This is a genomic window from Roseovarius sp. MS2 (genome assembly GCF_051447875.1).
GTDB classification, from domain to species: Bacteria; Pseudomonadota; Alphaproteobacteria; order Rhodobacterales; family Rhodobacteraceae; genus Roseovarius; species Roseovarius mucosus_A.
This window is the reverse complement of sequence record NZ_JBKHVF010000001.1, coordinates 3,680,923-3,699,126: the sequence shown is the minus strand read 5'-3', so window position 1 is coordinate 3,699,126 and position 18,204 is coordinate 3,680,923. Positions and strand designations below refer to the sequence as shown.

20 protein-coding genes and 1 pseudogene are annotated in these 18,204 nt (G+C 63.0%); 16 read left to right on the top strand and 5 right to left on the bottom strand.

The features are described from left to right. Window positions 1-122: 122 nt before the first annotated feature. From ACLGGT_RS18135 to ACLGGT_RS18100, 8 genes are all read left to right on the top strand, one after another. A complete protein-coding gene (locus ACLGGT_RS18135; RefSeq protein ID WP_219434522.1) occupies window positions 123-968 on the top strand; it encodes a DUF2059 domain-containing protein in 846 nt (281 codons plus the stop codon). Window positions 969-970: 2 nt separating this feature from the next. Continuing rightward, complete coding sequence (locus ACLGGT_RS18130) at window positions 971-1,777, top strand: hypothetical protein (protein ID WP_037297677.1); 807 nt, start codon at window positions 971-973, stop codon at window positions 1,775-1,777. 199 nt (window positions 1,778-1,976) lie between these two features. Continuing rightward, window positions 1,977-2,591 carry a 50S ribosomal protein L21 gene (locus ACLGGT_RS18125; RefSeq protein WP_008281136.1) on the top strand — a complete coding sequence of 205 codons (615 nt, stop codon included), beginning with the start codon at window positions 1,977-1,979 and terminating at the stop codon, window positions 2,589-2,591. 11 nt (window positions 2,592-2,602) lie between these two features. Beyond that, window positions 2,603-2,872 carry a 50S ribosomal protein L27 gene (gene rpmA, locus ACLGGT_RS18120; protein WP_008281135.1) on the top strand — a complete coding sequence of 90 codons (270 nt, stop codon included), beginning with the start codon at window positions 2,603-2,605 and terminating at the stop codon, window positions 2,870-2,872. Window positions 2,873-3,057: 185 nt separating this feature from the next. After that, a complete protein-coding gene (locus tag ACLGGT_RS18115; RefSeq protein ID WP_008281134.1) occupies window positions 3,058-3,597 on the top strand; it encodes a GNAT family N-acetyltransferase in 540 nt (179 codons plus the stop codon). Between the two features lie 35 nt (window positions 3,598-3,632). After that, window positions 3,633-4,676 (top strand): GTPase ObgE, encoded by a 1,044-nt coding sequence (obgE, locus tag ACLGGT_RS18110; protein ID WP_081506258.1) that lies wholly within the window; start codon window positions 3,633-3,635, stop codon window positions 4,674-4,676. Next, window positions 4,664-5,770, top strand: coding sequence for a glutamate 5-kinase (gene proB, locus ACLGGT_RS18105; RefSeq protein ID WP_037297675.1), 1,107 nt, complete (start codon window positions 4,664-4,666; stop codon window positions 5,768-5,770). The genes obgE and proB overlap by 13 nt, the downstream gene beginning before the upstream one ends. A gap of 18 nt (window positions 5,771-5,788) precedes the next feature. Beyond that, entirely contained in the window at window positions 5,789-7,054 is a 1,266-nt protein-coding gene (locus ACLGGT_RS18100) for a glutamate-5-semialdehyde dehydrogenase (RefSeq protein WP_437197112.1), read from the top strand. Here the strand turns inward: ACLGGT_RS18100 and ACLGGT_RS18095 are convergent. Further along, entirely contained in the window at window positions 7,044-7,643 is a 600-nt protein-coding gene (locus ACLGGT_RS18095) for a histidine phosphotransferase family protein (RefSeq protein ID WP_437197111.1), read from the bottom strand. The two genes, ACLGGT_RS18100 and ACLGGT_RS18095, sit on opposite strands and share 11 nt — an antisense overlap. Window positions 7,644-7,669: 26 nt before the next feature. Between ACLGGT_RS18095 and ACLGGT_RS18090 the strand changes: the two genes are divergently transcribed. The 3 genes and pseudogenes from ACLGGT_RS18090 to ACLGGT_RS18080 all read left to right on the top strand — a co-directional run bounded on the left by ACLGGT_RS18090 (window position 7,670) and on the right by ACLGGT_RS18080 (window position 9,557). Continuing rightward, window positions 7,670-7,852 carry a DUF3553 domain-containing protein gene (locus tag ACLGGT_RS18090; protein WP_040651557.1) on the top strand — a complete coding sequence of 61 codons (183 nt, stop codon included), beginning with the start codon at window positions 7,670-7,672 and terminating at the stop codon, window positions 7,850-7,852. Between the two features lie 108 nt (window positions 7,853-7,960). Further along, window positions 7,961-8,727: pseudogene (locus tag ACLGGT_RS18085) on the top strand (GNAT family N-acetyltransferase). Further along, window positions 8,724-9,557 carry a lysophospholipid acyltransferase family protein gene (locus ACLGGT_RS18080; protein ID WP_437197110.1) on the top strand — a complete coding sequence of 278 codons (834 nt, stop codon included), beginning with the start codon at window positions 8,724-8,726 and terminating at the stop codon, window positions 9,555-9,557. The pseudogene ACLGGT_RS18085 and the gene ACLGGT_RS18080 overlap by 4 nt, the downstream one beginning before the upstream one ends. Window positions 9,558-9,566: 9 nt before the next feature. Here ACLGGT_RS18080 and ACLGGT_RS18075 read toward each other — a convergent pair whose 3' ends face one another. Further along, window positions 9,567-10,187: a thiamine phosphate synthase gene (locus ACLGGT_RS18075; protein WP_081506255.1), complete on the bottom strand. Its 621-nt coding sequence runs from the start codon at window positions 10,185-10,187 to the stop codon at window positions 9,567-9,569. Between the two features lie 198 nt (window positions 10,188-10,385). Between ACLGGT_RS18075 and ACLGGT_RS18070 the strand changes: the two genes are divergently transcribed. The 5 genes from ACLGGT_RS18070 to ACLGGT_RS18050 are packed head-to-tail and all read left to right on the top strand — an operon-like array spanning window position 10,386 to window position 15,899. After that, window positions 10,386-11,798: a YcjX family protein gene (locus tag ACLGGT_RS18070; RefSeq protein WP_008281125.1), complete on the top strand. Its 1,413-nt coding sequence runs from the start codon at window positions 10,386-10,388 to the stop codon at window positions 11,796-11,798. Beyond that, entirely contained in the window at window positions 11,795-12,241 is a 447-nt protein-coding gene (locus tag ACLGGT_RS18065; protein WP_008281124.1) for a GNAT family N-acetyltransferase, read from the top strand. The genes ACLGGT_RS18070 and ACLGGT_RS18065 overlap by 4 nt, the downstream gene beginning before the upstream one ends. Next, window positions 12,238-13,239: a YcjF family protein gene (locus ACLGGT_RS18060; protein ID WP_081506253.1), complete on the top strand. Its 1,002-nt coding sequence runs from the start codon at window positions 12,238-12,240 to the stop codon at window positions 13,237-13,239. Before ACLGGT_RS18065 ends, ACLGGT_RS18060 begins: the two co-directional genes overlap by 4 nt. A 3-nt stretch (window positions 13,240-13,242) precedes the next feature. Continuing rightward, window positions 13,243-15,240, top strand: coding sequence for a DUF2339 domain-containing protein (locus tag ACLGGT_RS18055; protein ID WP_437197109.1), 1,998 nt, complete (start codon window positions 13,243-13,245; stop codon window positions 15,238-15,240). Next, window positions 15,216-15,899 (top strand): DUF2339 domain-containing protein, encoded by a 684-nt coding sequence (locus ACLGGT_RS18050; protein WP_437197108.1) that lies wholly within the window; start codon window positions 15,216-15,218, stop codon window positions 15,897-15,899. The genes ACLGGT_RS18055 and ACLGGT_RS18050 overlap by 25 nt, the downstream gene beginning before the upstream one ends. Here ACLGGT_RS18050 and ACLGGT_RS18045 read toward each other — a convergent pair. From ACLGGT_RS18045 to ACLGGT_RS18035, 3 genes are read right to left on the bottom strand one after another with little or no spacing between them, the layout of a single operon-like run. Continuing rightward, entirely contained in the window at window positions 15,896-16,483 is a 588-nt protein-coding gene (locus ACLGGT_RS18045) for a nucleotidyltransferase family protein (RefSeq protein WP_437197106.1), read from the bottom strand. The genes ACLGGT_RS18050 and ACLGGT_RS18045 overlap by 4 nt on opposite strands. Then, window positions 16,483-17,289 carry an ABC transporter permease gene (locus ACLGGT_RS18040; RefSeq protein ID WP_008281120.1) on the bottom strand — a complete coding sequence of 269 codons (807 nt, stop codon included), beginning with the start codon at window positions 17,287-17,289 and terminating at the stop codon, window positions 16,483-16,485. The genes ACLGGT_RS18045 and ACLGGT_RS18040 overlap by 1 nt, the downstream gene beginning before the upstream one ends. Next, window positions 17,286-18,167 (bottom strand): ABC transporter permease, encoded by an 882-nt coding sequence (locus ACLGGT_RS18035; protein WP_081506250.1) that lies wholly within the window; start codon window positions 18,165-18,167, stop codon window positions 17,286-17,288. Before ACLGGT_RS18035 ends, ACLGGT_RS18040 begins: the two co-directional genes overlap by 4 nt. Window positions 18,168-18,204: the final 37 nt, after the last annotated feature.

Below are 18,204 nucleotides of genomic sequence, written 5' to 3'. Positions count from 1 at the left end.
GTGGAGCAAGCGTTTATTTGCCTTTGGCGGGGGGGGCAAGGGGGATTTGCATTGTTTCGCGGGATAATTTGCCTAGGTTGGGCTAAGGTCTGAGCGAAGCGATCTGGAAAGGATGACGTGTCATGAGCGAGGTTCGCTTGCGGTCACCGGCGCGCGGCGTCGTTTTGACGGTTCTGGCGGTGGTGTTGATGGCGTTGATCGCAGGGCCTCTGCGTGCGGCGGATCGGGCGCGGCTGGAGGCGTTTCTGGAGGTGACTGGCTTTGGCGTGGCGCTGGACAGTATCGCGCTCTCGGCCTCGGGCGCGCCGGCGATGCTGGGGCTTTCGGCCAGTGATTTCGGGCAGGGCTGGAGCACGCTGGCCGATGAGGTGTTTGAGACCGCACGGATGCGTGAGATGGGATTGAGCATCCTCGAAGAGGCGATGGACGACGAGATGTTGGGCCATGCGGCCGAATTCTATGCCTCGGATTTGGGGCAGCGTCTGGTTTTGGTCGAGAATGCCGCGCATCTGCATGAGGATGACGACGCCAAGCGGGCTGAAGGTGAGGCGCTGTTGGCCGCGATGCCGCCTGAGCGTGTCGAGGTGCTGCGCGCGATGAATGCGGCGGTGGACAGTGCGGGCACCGGGGTGCGTGCGGTGCAGGAAATTCAGGTGCGGTTCTTGCTTGCGGCCTCTTATGCGGGGGTGCTGGAAAGCGAGATCGACGAAACCATGCTCCGGGCGCTTTTGGCGGAGGACGAAGACGAATTGCGCGAGAGCCTGCGCGCCTCGGCGCTGGCCAGTGCGGCCTATACCTATCAGAGCCTGCCTATTGAGGATCTGCGCGCCTATGTTGCGGCGCTCGAGCATCCGATCATGGCGCGGGTTTATGAGCTTATGAATGCCGTGCAATATGAGATCATGGCCAACCGGTTCGAGGTTTTGGCGGCGCGGATGCGGGGGCTGACCCCGGCGCAGGAGCTGTGAGGGTGCGGGCGGTTCTGTTTGCCTGTGCGGCGCTGCTGCTGGCGGCGCTGCCACTGCGCGCGGGCGAGGTTGATCGGCTGATGGCCGCGCTGCACTTTGAAGAAACCGTGGCGATCATGCGGGCCGAAGGGCTGCGCTATGGCGGCGATGTGGGCGACGAAATGTTGAGCGCGGTCGAGCGGGCCCGTTGGGATCGGGTGGTGGGCCGTGTCTATGATGCGGATCGGATGCTGGCGCAGGTGCAAAGCCGGTTCGCACAGGCGATGGACGGCGCCGACACCGGCGCTTTGCTTGGGTTTTTCGAAGGGCAGGGTGCTGAGGTTGTCGCCTTGGAAATTGCCGGGCGTCGGGCGCTGTTGGATGACGGCACAGAGGCTGCGGCAGAGGCGCGCTATGCCGAGTTGGCGGCGGCGGATGCGCCGATTGTGCGCCATGTGGCGACCCTTATTGCCGATAGTGATCTGATCGAGCGCAATGTCGCGGGGGCACTGAATGCCAACCTTGGATTTTATCGAGGGCTGGCTGATGGCGGCGGTCTTGATCTGAGCGAACAGGAAATGCTGGCGGAAATCTGGGCGCAGGAGCCTGAGATGCGCGAGGAGACCCGCGATTGGTTGCAGGCCTATCTGACCATGGCCTATCAGCCGTTGCCGCAAGAGGTGCTTGAGGCCTATATTGCCCTTTACCGCAGTGCCGAGGGCCAGCAGTTGAATCATGCGCTGTTCGTGGCCTTTGATGCGATGTATGAAGAGTTGTCCTATCAACTTGGGTTGGCCACCGCTTTGACGATGCAAGGCGAGGATTTATGAGGGATTTGGCGTGGTTTTGCCCGGCTGGGCCTTGACTCTGACGATGGAGTTTGGCATCAGCGCGCAACCCGGCGGGATGATCTTGCCGGGTTTGTCTTTGATATACACCCCTATAGGGGCGCAGTTCGAGGTGGCCTGAGGGCCGAAAACGCCCGGTTCATCCGGGGACCACAGAGCGCGGAGAGAAAAGGAAGAGCCCATGTTTGCGGTCCTCAAGACCGGTGGCAAGCAATACAAGGTGTCGTCGGGCGACATTCTTCGTGTTGAGAAACTTGCAGCTGATGCTGGTGAGAAAGTTCAGTTCAACGATATCCTGATGCTCGGTGGCGATGCCCCCGTGATCGGTGCGCCTTTTGTGGCCGGTGCGGCCGTTCAGGCCGAGGTCGTTGATCAAATCAAGGGTGACAAGGTTATCAACTTTGTCAAACGTCGCCGTAAGCACGGCTCGCAGCGTACCCGTGGCCATCGTCAGAAGCTGACGCTTCTGCGTGTCACCGAGATTCTGGCCAGCGGTGCAGACGCAACAGGCGTCAAAGCAGCTGTCGGTTCCGGCTCGGTTGCGACTGTGGTCGAAGCGAAGCCCGCCAAGAAATCCAGCGCCAAGCCGGCAGCGGGTGGCGATGATCTCAAGCGGTTGTCGGGCGTTGGCCCCGCACTTGAGAAGAAGCTGCTTGAAGCGGGTGTAACCACCTTTGCCCAAGTGGCGGCATGGACCGAAGCCGATGTGGCTGCCATGGACGAAAAACTGTCGTTCAAGGGCCGGATCGAGCGTGAAGGCTGGATCGAACAGGCCAAAGAGTTGGCTAAAGGCTAAGGAGAGACCAAATGGCACATAAAAAAGCAGGCGGTTCATCCCGTAACGGGCGCGACTCTGATGGTCGTCGCCTTGGCGTCAAGAAATACGGTGGCGAAGCCGTTATTTCCGGCAATATCCTCGTGCGTCAGCGCGGCAACAAGTTCTGGCCGGGTCTGAACGTGGGCGAAGGCAAGGATCACACGCTGTTTGCCGTCGCGGAAGGCGCTGTGAAGTTCCACAAGGGCCTCAAGGGCCGCACCTTTGTTTCGGTTCTGCCAGTGGCGGAGGCCGCTGAATAAGCCGTCCTTAGGGTTTTTAGACTAGAGGGGATCGGCGAGACCGCCGGTCCCTTTTCGCTTTTGCGGGCTGGGGAGCGTGCTCGCGGGGTGACGACACTGCACAATTGCGCGAGCGTGCCGTTGTGCTTTGGCGGAGAGGGGCCATCTCTTGCCATGACTTTGGCGCTGATCGGAGGAGCAGGCGCATGAAATACGAAACGATTGTCAACCAACCGGTGATGCCGGCGGAACGGTTCGATCTGCGCCCTTTGCGGGTGTCGGATGCGGGGTTGATCGGGATGAATGCCGGGGATGAGCGCGTGGCGCGCTTTACCCGAAGCATCCCGCATCCCCTGCCACCGGGAGCCACGGAGGCGTTGATCACCCGGGCACAGGCCGAGGACCGGTCCGAGGATATCTGGGCGATCGACGGCACCAAGGCGGGCGGCTCTGAGGTGATGGGCCTCATCAGCCTTGAACGGGTGGATGACGGACAGTCCGAAATCGCCTATTGGGTGGCTCCGGCCTATTGGAATACAGGGGTGGCCTCGGCGGCGGTTGAGGCGCTCTTGACGGCCAATCCGCACCGGGCGCGCACGATCTTTGCCTCGGTGTTTCAGGACAATGCGGCCTCGGCACGGGTCTTGACGAATTGCGGGTTTCAGTATCTTGGAGATGCCGAAGCGTTCAGTGTTGCGCGTGGGGCCAAGGTTCTGACCTGGACCTATAGTAAAAAGATGATCTGAGGCCCCGCACTGGGCCTTTGCGATAAGGACAGACTATGAAATTTCTCGATCTCGCAAAGGTCTATATCCGCTCTGGCGGCGGCGGCGCGGGCAGCGTCAGCTTTCGCCGCGAAAAGTTCATTGAATTTGGCGGGCCGGATGGCGGCGACGGCGGCAATGGCGGTTCGGTCTGGGCAGAGGCTGTGGATGGGCTGAATACGCTGATTGATTTTCGCTATCAGCAGCACTTTTTTGCCAGAAGCGGCACGCCGGGCATGGGGCGCCAGCGCACCGGCGCGAGCGGGGATGACATCGTTTTGCGCGTGCCGGTGGGCACGGAAATCCTTGATGAGGACATGGAAACAGTCCTGGCCGACATGACCGAAATCGGGCAGCGCGTGCTTTTGGCCCAGGGCGGCAACGGGGGCTGGGGCAATCTGCATTTCAAAACCTCGACCAATCAGGCCCCGCGCCGCGCCAATCCCGGGCAAGAGGGGATCGAGCGCACGATCTGGTTGCGGCTCAAGCTGATTGCCGATGTCGGGCTTTTGGGTTTGCCCAATGCGGGAAAATCGACATTTCTTGCCGCCACGTCGAACGCGCGGCCCAAGATTGCCGATTATCCCTTTACCACGCTGCATCCCAATCTGGGGGTTGTGGGCGTGGATAATGTGGAATTCGTGGTGGCCGATATTCCGGGGCTGATCGAAGGCGCGTCTGAGGGGCGCGGACTTGGTGATCTTTTTCTGGGCCATGTCGAGCGGTGTGCGGTGCTGCTGCATCTGGTCGATGGCAGTTCAGGCGATCTCGTGGGCGATTATCAGACCATCATCACCGAACTTGAGGCCTATGGCGGGGGTTTGGCGGATAAGCCGCGTGTGACGGTGTTGAACAAGATTGACACCTTGGATGATGAAGAGCGCGCGTTTCTGCGCGATGAGCTGGAGGCCGCCTGCGGCACGCCGGTGATGCTTATGTCTGGCGTGTCCGGTGAAGGCGTGACGGAGGTGCTGCGCGCGCTGCGCGAGCGCATCGACGCGGACCGCCTGCGCCACAAGGTGAGTGACGAGGACGAAGAAGACGCACCGTGGCAACCGTAACTGACGCAAAACGACTGGTGATCAAGATCGGCTCGGCCCTGTTGGTGGACCGGGTCGGTGGGGCCTTGCGGGCCGAATGGCTGGGCGCGCTGATCGAGGATGTTGTCTGGTTGCGGCAGCGCGGCACGGATGTGATCCTTGTCTCGTCTGGGTCTATCGCGCTTGGGCGTCGGGTGTTGAACCTGCCGCAAAGTGTGCTGACGCTGGAGCAGTCGCAGGCAGCCGCCGCCGTAGGGCAAATCCGGCTGGCGGGGGCCTATGATGCTGCCTTGGCCGCGCATGGGTTGACGGCGGCGCAGGTCTTGGTGACGCTCGAGGATAGCACCGACCGGCGGCGCTATCTCAATTCCCGGGCCACTCTGGAACAGCTTTTGCGCTTGGGGGCTGTGCCCATCGTCAATGAGAATGACACCGTGGCCACGGATGAAATCCGCTATGGCGATAATGATCGGCTGGCGGCGCAGGTTGCAGTGACGGCAGGTGCGGATCAGTTGATCCTGCTTAGCGATGTGGACGGGTTCTATACCGCCAACCCTGCGCAGGACCCGACCGCGCGACGGTTTGACACCGTGGCCCTGATCACGCCCGAAATCGAGGCGATGGCGGGTGACGCCGTATCGGGCCTGAGCAAGGGTGGCATGAAGACCAAGCTTTTGGCGGCCAAGACTGCCACGGCGGGGGGCTGCGTGATGGCGATCACGCAAGGCGATGTGCTGCATCCGGTGCGCGCGCTAAATGAGGGGGCCGCCGCGACATGGTTTCTGGCGCAAGGCGATCCGCAGCAAAAGCGCAAGGCGTGGATTGCCGCGATGAAGCCCAAGGGGCGTGTCATCGTTGATGAGGGCGCTGCGCGCGCTCTTACAGCGGGCAGCAGCCTGCTTGCTGCCGGTGTGACAGAGGTCTCAGGCCGGTTTGGCCGGGGCGATCCGGTTGAGGTGGCCGATGCAGCGGGGCGCGTGCTTGGCCAAGGGCTTACGCGCTATGATGCGGCGGATGCGGAGCGGATCAAGCGGCTGCGTTCGGATCAGATCGAGGCGGTGCTGGGGTATCCAGCGCGGGGGCCTTTGATGCATCGTGACGATATGGCATTCTGAGAGCCCGGAGGGCGGACTATGAAAGACCAGACAGAGATTGCGGCGCTGATGGCCGAAATCGGGGCGCGGGCGCGTGCGGCATCTGCGGATTTGGCCATTGCCGATGCCGCGAGCAAGCGCGCAGCGTTAGAGGCGGCGGCAGAGGCGGTCTGGGCCGGGCGGGGCGAGATCCTGGCCGCCAATGCCCGCGATCTGGACTATGGTCGTGACAAGGGGCTGTCTCATGCGATGATGGACCGGCTGGCGCTCGATGAGGCGCGTATTCAGGGTATTGTCGACGGGTTGCGTGCGGTTGCGGCGCAGGACGATCCAGTGGGCGAGGTTTTGGCGGAATGGGACCGGCCCACGGGCCTGCATATCCGCCGGGTGCGCACGCCATTGGGGGTGGTCGGCGTGATCTATGAAAGCCGCCCGAATGTGACGGCGGATGCCGGTGCCCTCTGCGTGAAATCCGGCAATGCGGTGATCTTGCGCGGCGGGTCAGAAAGTTTTCATTCCTCGGGTGCGATCCATGCCTGTCTGGTCGCGGGATTGCGCGCGGCGGGCCTGCCAGAGGATGCGATTCAGCTTGTGCCGACGCGGGACCGCGCCGCGGTTGAGGCAATGTTGACCATGACCGACACGATTGATGTGATCATTCCGCGCGGCGGCAAGGGCCTTGTGGGCCTTGTGCAGCGTGACGCGCGGGTGCCGGTCTTTGCCCATCTTGAGGGGATCGTGCATATTTATCTCGATGCGGCGGCGGATGCGGCCAAGGCGCTTCGGGTTGTGCTCAATGCCAAGACCCGGCGCACCGGGATCTGCGGGGCGGCGGAATGTCTGCTTATTCATCGCGATATTGTCGACACCATCGGCCAGAATGTGATCCGCGCGCTGATCGAGGCCGGGGTCGAGGTGCGCGCCGATGCGGCGTTGCAGGGGATTGCGGGAACTGTGCCGGCCACGGACGAGGATTGGGGCCGCGAATACCTAGACAGTATCATCGCCGTCAAAGTTGTTGAAAACATTGATGATGCCATCGCGCATATCCGTCGCTACGGGTCGAACCATACCGAATGCATCGTGACCGAAGCTGATGCGGCGGCGGAGAGGTTCTTTGCCCGGCTGGACAGTGCGATTCTGATGCGCAACGCCTCGACGCAATTTGCCGATGGGGGCGAATTCGGCATGGGTGCGGAAATTGGCATCGCTACCGGCAAGATGCATGCGCGCGGCCCGGTGGGGGCGGCGCAACTGACCAGTTTCAAGTATCTGGTTGAAGGGGATGGGACCGTCAGAGCGTGACGCGAAACTCTGTGTCGGTGAGTTGGCGCTGAAGGGTTGCGCCCTGCGCCGCGAGGCAGTGATGCAAGAGCTGGAAATGCACCTGCGCGGGGGTAGGCCGGGGCCAAGGCCCCTCTGCGCAGAGCGCGCGCCAAAGATCCACATCCGGGGCAAGACGGGCCGCAGTGGCCACGATCTGCCATCCTTCAGGCGTTTGGCTGACGGCGAGTTGCCCGCCCTGCGGCAGGGCCTGTTCCACGCACAGCAAGCCAAGCAGCAGGATTTGCGCCATCGGGCGTGGCAGCGGAGCGGTGATCTGAAGGGTAAGCGTGATGCGCCCCCCCGCGTGCAGGGTGCCAAGAATGTCGCGCAGTTCTTCGGCCCGCGTGACGTGATCGTCCTCAGCCAGACCAAAGGCCAGCCGAAAGAGCCGCACCCGCGCCAAGGCCTGCGCTGCCGAGGCCGCGATTAGCGCCATTTCCGGCCCTTCCATAGTGCCGGACAGGCCCATCAACTCTAGCCCATTGCCGATCGCCCCCAGCGGGCTGACGAGATCATGGCAGATGCGCGAGGCTATCAAAGCGCCAAGAGCATGGGTATGTTGGGGCATGAGATGACTCCGGGACGGGATGCAGCATGACGGATATGAATTCGATACTTGAGCCAGGAATGCTGGTGCTGCATCCGCAGAGGCCGGATTGGGGAACGGGGCAGGTGCAATCCAACATTGGCGGACGGATCACGGTTAACTTTCGCGAAGAGGGTAAAGTGGTGATTGATGGCAATCGCGTGGAACTGATACCTCTTCTTGATCCCTGATCGAGGTTAGCAAAAGGTTAACAACCGCCGAACCTTGCGACCAGTGGTATCGTTGCACTTGGTGGCGCTCTTGCCTAAAAGGCGGCGCAGACCTCAGAGACAAGGCCGATGATCGCAAGCGCCCCCAAGTTCCGTGTGAAGCTGGCCGATACGCCCGAGGAATTGCGCGCGGCTCAACGCTTGCGCTACGAGGTCTTTGTCGAGGAATTGGGCGGTGATGGGCCGCTGGTCGATCACGCGGCGCGGTTGGAACGCGACCGCTTTGATCCGTTCTTTGACCACCTGTTGTTGCTGGACGATGCGAATAATGCTGCCGTTGTCGGCGTTTACCGCCTGTTGCGTGACGATCAGGCCGCGCGCGCAGGCCAATTTTATTCCGAAGACGAATACGATCTGAGCGCGCTCAAGACCAGTGGTCGGCGGCTGATGGAATTGGGGCGGTCCTGTCTGGCGAAATCTTATCGCGGGGGACCGGGCATGTATCATCTCTGGAACGGTCTGGGCCGCTATGTGACGGATCATGGCATCGAGATCCTGTTCGGTGTGGCCAGTTTTCATGGCACAGATATCGCGCATCTGGCCCCGTCACTAAGCTTTCTGCATCAGCGACATCTGGCGCCAGAAACCCTGCGTGTGCGGGCGCGGGAAGGACATTTTCAGCGCATGGACCTGATTGCCGCGCGCGATCTAGACCGGCGCGCGGCGATGCGCCAAGTGCCCGCGCTGATCAAGGCCTATCTGCGATTGGGGGCTATGTTGGCGATGGCGCTTTTGTGGACCATCAGTTCAATACGACCGATGTCTGCCTGATTCTCGATACAGACCGTCTAAGTGAAAAGCAGAAAAACATTTATCAACAGAGTATTACGTCTTGAAGTTCAGGTGGCAGTCCGAGGTGCCGCCCCCTGAGTTCACGCTGACACCCGGCGGGTGGTTGCGCGTGGGCCTGCGGGGGCTGGCTATGGCGCTGGTGATTCTGCTGGGCGTGGTCATCGCGGTCGCATTGCGGCTGGTCGAGCGGCCCTTGTACGGCGTGCACCGTCCGTGGACGCCCTATGTGACGCAATGGGTGTGTTGGGCGGTGTTTCGCGTGCTGGGCATGCGGCATGAGGTGGTGGGCACGCCGATGCATGTGCCCGGTGCGGTGGTGGCCAACCACGTCTCTTGGCTGGATATTTTCGCGCTCAATGCCTGTAAGCGGGTGTATTTCGTGTCAAAATCCGAGGTGGCGGGTTGGCCCGGCATCGGGCATTTGGCGCGGCTGGTGGGCACGGTGTTCATCACCCGCGATCCGAAAGAAGCCAAGGCGCAGACCGAGATCTTTGAAGAGCGCCTGTTGGCGGGCCACAAGCTTTTGTTTTTTCCAGAGGGAAGCTCTACCGATGGGATGCGCGTTATCCCTTTTAAATCAACGCTCTTTCAGGCGTTCTTTAGCAAACGGCTAGAGCATTCAATCCACGTTCAGCCGGTTTCGGTGATCTATCAGGCCCCCGTGGGTCAAGATGCCCGTTTTTATGGCTGGTGGGGCGATATGGATTTTGGCACGCATCTTTTGCGTGTTTTGGCGGTTCGGCCTCAGGGCCGGGTGCGTGTGGTCTATCACGCCCCGGCGCGTGTCGATTCCTTTGCGGACCGCAAGGCGCTGGCCGCTTGGGCCGAGGCGCAGGTGCGCAGCGGCATGCCAGAGGCGCGCCGGGGGCAATAGGGACGAGGTTCAGCCCATCGCGGCGATGAAGCGGCCAAGGGCGGCAACCGGGTCCTCTTCGCGCCAGATTTCTTCGCCAAAGGCCAGAAAATCCGCCATAGGCGTCAGTTGCGCCACCAGCGCCAGATCAAGCGCGCCTTCGGCCACGACCGGCAGTTCGATCACCTTGGACCACCAGTCGAACACATCCATATCAACCCGCGCGCCGTCGTCTAGCGGGCTGGCCCCCACGGGACCAAAGCTGATGTAATCAGCGCCTGCCTCGCCTGCGTTCATACCGTCATGGCGGGATGTGCCGCAGAAACAGCCGACAATGGCATCCTCGCCCAATTCTTTGCGCGCGGCGCGCACCGAGCGTCCGGCATCGGGAAGATGCACACCGTCCAACCCATGCCGCTCGACCAGCATCAAGTGGCTCTCGATGACCAAGGCCACGTCACGGGCATGTGTCACCTCACGACAGGCATCGGCCGCACGCGCGATGCGATCCTCGTCACGGCTGGCAAGGGCCAAACGCACGCAGGCGACGGGATGACTGTCGAGCACGCGGGCCAATGTGTCGGGAAAGACGCTCAGCTCGAATTCGGGCGGGGTGATGAGGTAAATCTGTGGCTGCTCGGTCTCGGCCATTGGGGCGCTCCTGATGGATTTTTGCCCCTATACCGTGGAAAAGCGGCTTTGACCATTGGGCAGGTCGGGCTTCCTCTTGGGTCAGATGCAAACCGTCTCGCTCTGGTTCAGGCCTGCGGGGAACGCCCGGGCGCAATTGCCCCTAGCAACCCCTCTGGCGGGTCTCTATCTTGAGCGCACGAGAAAAAGGGGCAGTTCTTGGCGATTGCAGGTTTGGCAGACGGGGTGGTGCGCAGCATCGAAGGCTTGGGCGACCGGGTTGGGCAGGCATTGTTCGAGCCGGTGATCCGCGTCGGTGTGACGGGCCTTGCGCGCGCTGGCAAGACGGTGTTCATCACCTCTCTCATCGCCAATCTGATGGACCGGGGGCGGATGCCCGGCCTTTTGGCGCAGGGCGAGGGGCGAATTCTGGCGGCCTATCTGCAGCCGCAGCCCGATGTGACCTTGCCGCGTTTTGACTATGAGTCGCATTTGGCCGCGCTGACCGGCCCGGAACCGCATTGGCCCGAGAGCACGCGCACCGTGTCCGAGCTTCGGCTGTCGCTGCGCGTGCGGCCTGCGGGGCTTTTGTCGGGGGTCACGGGGCCACGTGTGATCCATCTTGATATCGTGGATTATCCCGGCGAGTGGCTGCTGGATCTGGCTTTGTTGGACAAAAGCTATGAGGAATGGGCCGCCGAGGTGCTGGCGCGGATCGGGGCGCGCAGCGAGGCGGCTGCCTATCTCGCACAGGTGACAGAGGTGGATACGGCGGCACCGCTTGATGAGCCATTGGCGCAGGCTTTGGCCGCTGGTTTTACTGCTTATTTGCATGCGGCGCGTGCCGCTGGTTTCTATGATTGCACGCCAGGGCGATTCATTTTGCCGGGGGATCTTGCGGGATCGCCGGTGGTCACCTTCGCGCCCCTGCCTGAGGGCAAGGCGGGCCGGGGCAGCCTGCGCGCCGAGATGGCACGGCGCTATGACGCCTACAAGCGTGAGGTCGTAAAGCCGTTTTTTCGCGATCACTTTGCCAAGATCGATCGGCAGGTGGTTTTGGTGGATGCGCTTGATGCCATCCACAAGGGGCCGCAGGCGGTCGAGGATATGCGCCGGGCGATGGCGGATATCCTGAGCGCGTTCCGGCCGGGCCGCAATGCGTTCCTGACACAGTTGTTCTTGGGGCGGCGCGTAGAGCGCATTCTCTTTGCCGCGACCAAGGCGGATCACCTGCATCATGCGCAGCATGGGCGACTGACGGGGATCATGGCGGCCCTCTTGCGTGAGGCGCGGGACCGGGCCGAGTTTGCAGGGGCCACGACGCAGGCAATGGCCTTGGCCGCATTGCGCGCCACGGTCGAGGAACGGGTAAGCCATAATGGCGAGATGCTCGACTGTGTCCGTGGACGGCTGCTCGAGACCGGGCGGCAGGCGGCGTTTTATGCAGGCGATCTGCCGGATGATCCGGGGCAACTCTTGGCCCCGGCACGGGCGGGGGCTAAGGAGTGGTTGGGGCGGGACTATCAGGTGATGCGGTTTGCGCCTGCTCCGCTCAACCTGCGGCCCGGCGAGGGCCCGCCGCATATTCGGCTGGACCGGGCGGCGCAGTTCCTGTTGGGGGACAAGCTATGAAGACGGCGCGTGGGCGGCTTTGGCATTTGCCGCGTCTTGCCATGATCCTTTGGGCGTTTACGCGTGCCACGCCATGGTTGCCAAGGGTGCGCAGTCACTGGGACGATCTTCGCGCGCTGGCACGGGTCATCCGTTGGGGATGGGTGCGCGTGATCCGCGAGCAGGGCCGCGTCGCCGGATTTCTGGTGCGCGACGGCGATATCCTGCACGCGCTCTATGTCCATCCGGTGCTGCGTGGGCAGGGGTTTGGCCGGGCACTTTTGGCCGAAGCCAAGGCCGAAGCGGGCGTGCTGCGCCTTTGGGTGGTCGAGGCCAATGCCGCCGCCCGAGCATTCTATGCGCGCCAAGGATTCGTCGAGGCGGCGCGCAGTGCGGGTCTGGGAAATGATGAAGGGCTGCCGGATATCCTGATGGTCTGGCGTGGCGAGGGAGTGAGCGCGTGAGCGTTGATAAGGCCAAGGGCCCGGTATTGATTGAGATGGAGGAGCGTGCCGCCGAGGGACCGGACCGCGCGCCGCCCGTGCCCGATCTGGTTGAGCGGCCAGACGGGCGGGCGATGCGGGCGGTGATCACGCGCGGTGCGGCGGGGCCGTCTTGGCTGGGTCGGCTGTTTTGGGGTTTGGCGCTTGGGCTGATGGGGGCCGCCGTATCGGTGGCGGCATGGGATTTCGCAGTTGGATTGATCGCTCGGGTGCCGGTGCTGGGCTATGGCGTCGCGGCGATGGGCGTGGGCCTTTTGCTGGTGGCAGCGATGATCGGGCTGCGCGAGATGGCAGGATTCGCCCGATTGGGGCGGCTCGATACCCTGCGGCGCGAGGCCGCTGCGGCGCTGACCGGAGGCGATCTGGAGGCGGCGCGAGCGGTCGTGGCGCGGCTGCGCGCGCTTTACGCCGCGCGCCCCGAGGCGGCTTGGGGGCTTGAGCGGCTTGCAGAACAGCAGGCGGATCAGTTTGACGCCGAGGCGCTGTTGGGGCTGGCGGAGGCCGAGGTTCTGGCCCCTCTCGATGCGCTCGCGTTGCGCGAGGTCGAGACTGCGGCGCGGCAGGTGGCAATGATTACGGCTTTGGTGCCGCTGGCCTTGGCCGATGTGGTGGGGGCGCTTGTCTCTAATCTGCGCATGATCCGGGCAGTGGCCGAGATATATGGCGGACGCGCGGGATTTCTTGGCAGTTGGCGCTTGGCACGTGCGGTGATGGCGCATCTTTTGGCCACCGGGGCTGTGGCCGTGGGGGATGACCTGATCAGCAGTGTGGCTGGGGGCGGCGTGCTGTCAAAGGTGTCGCGACGGTTTGGCGAAGGCGTGGTCAATGGTGCGCTGACGGCGCGGGTGGGCGTGGCTGCGATCGAGGTGTGTCGCCCATTGCCGTTTCAGCGCGGGCGCAGGCCCTCGGTGACAGGTGTCGTGCGTCGGGCACTGACTGGCCTGTTTGGGCAGGGGTGATCCATGGACGCGCTGGCAGTTGTCATTGGGCTTGGGATACTGGCGCTCCTCGTGATCGGGGTGCCCTATCTCTTGGTGTCGCATGCGCGGCTCAAGGCGCGGGTGGCGCGGCTTGAGGCGGGGTTGGGACAAACGACGCCAGAAGTTGTGACAGAAGTTGTGACAGAGACTGTGGGTGCGCCTGTGGTCGAGGACCGGGCCGGACCCTGGGCAAGCGCATCTGTTGTTGCGCCTCAGACCGAGCCAACGGACACACCGCCGCGCGCCTTTGTGCTGCGGGCGGACCGGCTTGGGGCACTGATGGCGTGGCTGAGGGCCAATTGGGCCTTGGCCGTTGCGGGTGTCTCGCTGGCCTTGGCGGGCGTCTTCATGGTGCAATACGGCGTCGAGCAAGGGGTGCTTACGCCGTTTTGGCGGGTAATGGGCGCGCTGGCGCTTGGCGCCGCGCTGATTGCAGCGGGCGAGCGGCTGCGGCGGCGCTATGGCGACGAAGCGGCGGGCGCGGTCACGGGCCTGCCCTCGGTTCTGTCGGGGGCGGGGGTGATCGCGCTTTTTGCAGGCGTTTTGGCGGCGCGGGGCCTGTATGATCTGATCGGGCCGGGCATGGCCTTGGCGGGGCTGGTAGGTGTTGGGGCCGGGGCGGTTGTACTTGGCTGGTTCCATGGGCCGGTGTTGACGGCGCTCGGCTTGATCGGCGCAGGTGTGGCACCGTTCCTGGTGGGCGGACAGTCTGATACGCCGGGGGTGTTTTACGGCTTCTACGCGCTGCTTGCGGCCGTCGGGCTGGCGGTGGATGCCGCGCGCCGTTGGGCATGGATTTCAGTCTTGGCATTGATGGTCAGCATGGGCGGTGCAACGCTGCTATATCTGGGGGAGGCTGGAGCGCTGCTGTATCTGGCGTTCTGGGCCGGGCTGGTTGTTTTGACGCTGCTGGTGCCCGAGGCGCGGATGATACCCCAGCACGCGGGAAATTCGCTGCTGCGACGCGTCATGGCTGGGGGCGCATATCCTGATTTTCCGGTGCGGCTGGTCTGGGCCGTGGTGGTATTGGCAAGCCTTGCTGCGCTGATGCTGGCGCGTGACGCGGGCGAGGCACTGGTGGTCTGGGGTGCACTGAGCCTGCTTGCGGGATTGCTGGCAGCATTGACCCTTGGCACGCGGCGGGCTGAGGCGCTGGAAGATGTGCCACTGGTTCCGGCTTTGGCGGCGCTGGTGCTGGTGACGCTCGAAGGGTTTGGGAAGGGGCCAGTCTGGTCGGGGTTCATGGCCGGGATCGAGCGCTTGCCCGAATCCCCGATGCCCATGGCGGCGAGTGTCATTCTGGCGGGCGGGGCGGTGGCCTCGGTCGTTTTTGCCTTTCGCGCCCGATATGCGGCGGGGACGGTGCCGGTGATTCTGTGGAGCCTTGGGGCGGCGGTGATGGCGCCGGGGCTGGCGCTGATCCTTGAACTGCTTTGGACCCCGGCCATGGTGATCGGTGCCTATGGTTGGGCTTTGCAGGTGATGGCCCTGGCGGGGCTCATGGTGGTGTTCGCGGTGCGGGCACGGGGATCTGAGGCCCGGTTGGTGGCAGCGGTATTCGCTGGGGCAGCGCTGGTGCTGATAACCCTGGCGCTTTTTGTGATGCTGAGCCAGGCGGCGTTGACGCTGGCGCTTGGGGTGATGGTGCTGGCGACGGCGATGATTGATCGGCGGTTCAATCTGCCGCTCTTGGGCGGGGTGGCGCAGGTGGGCGTTGCGGTGATCGGCTACCGTTTGGTGATTGATCCCGGTCTTTCTTGGGCGGTGCGCGAGGCGGGCTTGGGGGATGTGTTGCTGTCGCATCTGGGGCCGCTGATATTGCTTGGGGCGGCATGGTTTGTCATGGCGGCGCGGGCCGGTGGCACGACGCGGGTGGTGATTGAAAGCGCTGTTTGGAGCATCACGGCGATCTTGCTCAGTGTGCTTTTGCAGCGTTGGCTGGGGGGCCGGGGGCGATGGGCCATGCGGGTCTGGGCCTGACGGCGGTGGTGTGGCTGGCCTCTGCCATGGTACAACTCTGGCGTTTGCGCGCGGGCGGGCGCGTGGTGCGATGGCTGCGGTTGGCTCTGGCGGCGGCTATGGGCGCGGTGGCGCTCGTGACGCTGGTGGCGCAGGCGCTGTTGACCAATCCGCTTGTGCCGGTGCTCTGGCGCAAGGAGTTCGTGAGCGGGCCACTGATCCTTGATACATTGGCCGCCGCCTATTTGCCCGTTGCCTTGGTTTTTGCCTTGGCCGCGTGGAAACTGGATCATCTGCCACGTTTGCTGCGGCAGGTCTTTGTCGTGGCGGGCGCGGGCTATGGCGCGTGGTATCTCGGGCTTGAAATCCGGCGACTTTGGCAGGGGGATGATTTGAGCGTGCCGGGGGTCAGCGATGGTGAGCTTTACAGCTACACGGTCGCGCTCATTCTGGTCTCGGTGCTGCTTTTGATGCTTGCATTGCTGCGACGGTCCGAGACGCTGCGGCGGGTGGCGATGGCCGGGGTCGCGTTGACCGTGGCCAAGGTGTTTCTGGTCGATATGGCAGGATTGGCGGGGCTGGTGCGGGTGGCCTCGTTCCTTGGGCTTGGCCTGTCTCTGGCGGGGCTGGCGTGGCTCAACCGGCGGATTGCCGAGCATATGGGGCGCGGGGCAGTTTAGCCCTGAGCGGCGCGCCATGCCGCCCAAGCCTCGGGTGTGTCAAGGTCGGTTGTGGCATGCTGACCGGGCAAGGGAACGGGCGTCACGGGATGCGTGCGCAAGAGGTCGCGCGCGCCAGTGTCGCCGGTGATCTGGGCTAAGTCTGGCAGAAGGCGCGCGGGCAGGATGACTGGATGGCCGGGGGTGCCATCCGCATCGCATGCCCGAAAGATATGTTCATAATCGTTGACTTGCAGCATGATCTTCATGTCATCAGCGGTCAGGTCCGGCAGGTCGGGGAGCAAGACCATAAGGGCTGTGACCCCTTCGGCCATTGCCCATGTCGCCCCGGCGCGCAATGAGGCGGACATGCCGGTTGCGGCATCAGGCACAGGCAGGAGAGTGGCATCTAAACCCTTTAACGCCGTGCGGCGTGCAAGCCCCTCTGGTGGCAGGGTGACGGCCACGTCGCATCCGGTGCCAAGCGCAAGCGTCACGCGGTCCCGCAGAAGCGGTTGGCCACGCACCATTTCCAAGAGCTTGTCCGTCCCCCGCATCCGCGAAGATGCCCCGGCCGCGGGCACGAGAATCGCCACAGCCCCCATCAGCGGATCAGGTTCATCCGCAGGCTGAGCTTGCGGCGGTACTCCTGCGGCAGATGGCGGTTGAGCCGGCGATTGATCAGGCCAAAGACACCGATCACAACCAGCGTGAGCAAGATGAAATAGCCGGCAAGAATGGGGTAGGGCACGAAGGGGTTAAAGGTCTTGTCGGCAAAATACTTGGCGTAGTACAGCGCATCGCCGCGCTGTTGCCAGACCGGAAAGCCCGAAAAGAACACCAGCGTGGTGGCGTGAAAGAGAAAGATCGCCTCATTCGTATAGGCGGGCCATGCGAGCCGCAGCATGGTGGGCCAGATGATCCGGCGAAAGCGGGGCCAGCCGGAAAACCCGTAGGCATCCGCCGCCTCGACATCGCCCTTGGGAATGGAGCGGAGCGCGCCATAGAAAATCTCGCCGGAATAGGCTGCGGTGTTGAGGAAAAGCACGATCAGCGCCCCGAGCCACGCCGAGGTCAGAATGTCAAAGAAGGGTGAGACGGATTTGAGCGATAGAAAGAAGAAATAGGCAAAGAAGAACTGGATAAAGAGCGGCGATCCGCGAAAGACAAAGATGAACCATTCCGACAGCTTGCGGATCACGCGGTTGCGAGAGCCTTTGCCAAGGGCCACGGCAGTGGCAAGGATGAAGCCGCTGATGAGCGCGAAGAACCCGAAATAGACATTCCAGATCAGGCCAGAACCGATAAGGGTGAATTGCTGGCATAGGGTGAAATCGCTTTGTGGCAGAAGGCGTTCCCCAATACCAATGGCGCGCAGTCCGTAGGCCTGAATGGTCTCAAGGCAGCTCATGCCGCTTTCCTTTGCGCTTCACCGCCGGTGGTGGCCTGCCCCAGAGTGAGGCGCTGCATCAGGCGTTCCAGCACCACTTCGGAGATGCGGGTAAAGCCAAGGTAAAACACCATCAGCCCGAGGAAATACCACATCCGCCAGTCGCCATGCGGGTATTCGGTAAAGCGCGGGTTGGCGGTGGCACCGAGTTCGCGCGCCCAATAGACGATATCCTCGACCCCCAAGAGAAAGAGCAACGGCGTGGCTTTGATCAGCACCATCCAGAGATTGCCAAGGCCGGGCAGGGCGTAAACCCACATCTGCGGCACCATGATCCGCCAAAACGCCTGACGCCGGGTCATGCCATAGGCCTCTGCGGTTTCCATCTGGGCGCGCGGCACGGCACGCATCGCGCCAAAGAGCACGTTGGCGGCAAAAGCACCAAAGACAATGGCAAAGGTCAGCACTGCAAGGGTGAAGCCGTAGGTTTCATGCACCCATTGTGGGGCAGAACCGAGCGGCAGTTTGGCGGCCTGACAGACCACGAAATCATTGCCTTGACGGATCGGTTGATCCCAGTCAGGGCAGAGGATTTGATGCCGCGCCCATTCAAACGCCTGGTCAAGAGCGATGACAAAAAAGAGGAAAAACGCGATGTCGGGCACGCCGCGCACGATTGCGATATAGGCTTTGCCGAGCCAGCGGACCGGGGCGATATGCGCCCGCGCGGCCATGGCCCCGCCAAAGCCAAAGGCGAGGGCCGCAGGTGCCGTGATCGCCAGCAGCAACAGCACAGTGCCCACCGCATAGTAAAGTTGCAGGTGTTTGGACGTGGTGAGATAACAGCTCAGCCACGCTAGCCCGTCGAGATTGGCCGGATCGGAGCAAAAGGCAAACATCGCATTCAGCCTTGTTGGAGGGGGCGGGGCCGCATCG

Excerpts from the sequence above, each read along its gene's own strand:
- ACLGGT_RS18135 (WP_219434522.1), top strand. The coding sequence starts at position 123 with ATGAGCGAGGTTCGCTTGCGGTCACCGGCGCGCGGCGTCGTTTTGACG.
- ACLGGT_RS18125 (WP_008281136.1), top strand. The coding sequence starts at position 1,977 with ATGTTTGCGGTCCTCAAGACCGGTGGCAAGCAATACAAGGTGTCGTCG.
- rpmA (WP_008281135.1), top strand. The coding sequence starts at position 2,603 with ATGGCACATAAAAAAGCAGGCGGTTCATCCCGTAACGGGCGCGACTCT.
- ACLGGT_RS18115 (WP_008281134.1), top strand. The coding sequence starts at position 3,058 with ATGAAATACGAAACGATTGTCAACCAACCGGTGATGCCGGCGGAACGG.
- obgE (WP_081506258.1), top strand. The coding sequence starts at position 3,633 with ATGAAATTTCTCGATCTCGCAAAGGTCTATATCCGCTCTGGCGGCGGC.
- ACLGGT_RS18100 (WP_437197112.1), top strand. The coding sequence starts at position 5,789 with ATGAAAGACCAGACAGAGATTGCGGCGCTGATGGCCGAAATCGGGGCG.
- ACLGGT_RS18095 (WP_437197111.1), bottom strand. The coding sequence starts at position 7,643 with ATGCCCCAACATACCCATGCTCTTGGCGCTTTGATAGCCTCGCGCATC.
- ACLGGT_RS18090 (WP_040651557.1), top strand. The coding sequence starts at position 7,670 with ATGACGGATATGAATTCGATACTTGAGCCAGGAATGCTGGTGCTGCAT.
- ACLGGT_RS18075 (WP_081506255.1), bottom strand. The coding sequence starts at position 10,187 with ATGGCCGAGACCGAGCAGCCACAGATTTACCTCATCACCCCGCCCGAA.
- ACLGGT_RS18065 (WP_008281124.1), top strand. The coding sequence starts at position 11,795 with ATGAAGACGGCGCGTGGGCGGCTTTGGCATTTGCCGCGTCTTGCCATG.
- ACLGGT_RS18055 (WP_437197109.1), top strand. The coding sequence starts at position 13,243 with ATGGACGCGCTGGCAGTTGTCATTGGGCTTGGGATACTGGCGCTCCTC.
- ACLGGT_RS18050 (WP_437197108.1), top strand. The coding sequence starts at position 15,216 with ATGGGCCATGCGGGTCTGGGCCTGACGGCGGTGGTGTGGCTGGCCTCT.
- ACLGGT_RS18045 (WP_437197106.1), bottom strand. The coding sequence starts at position 16,483 with ATGGGGGCTGTGGCGATTCTCGTGCCCGCGGCCGGGGCATCTTCGCGG.
- ACLGGT_RS18040 (WP_008281120.1), bottom strand. The coding sequence starts at position 17,289 with ATGAGCTGCCTTGAGACCATTCAGGCCTACGGACTGCGCGCCATTGGT.
- ACLGGT_RS18035 (WP_081506250.1), bottom strand. The coding sequence starts at position 18,167 with ATGTTTGCCTTTTGCTCCGATCCGGCCAATCTCGACGGGCTAGCGTGG.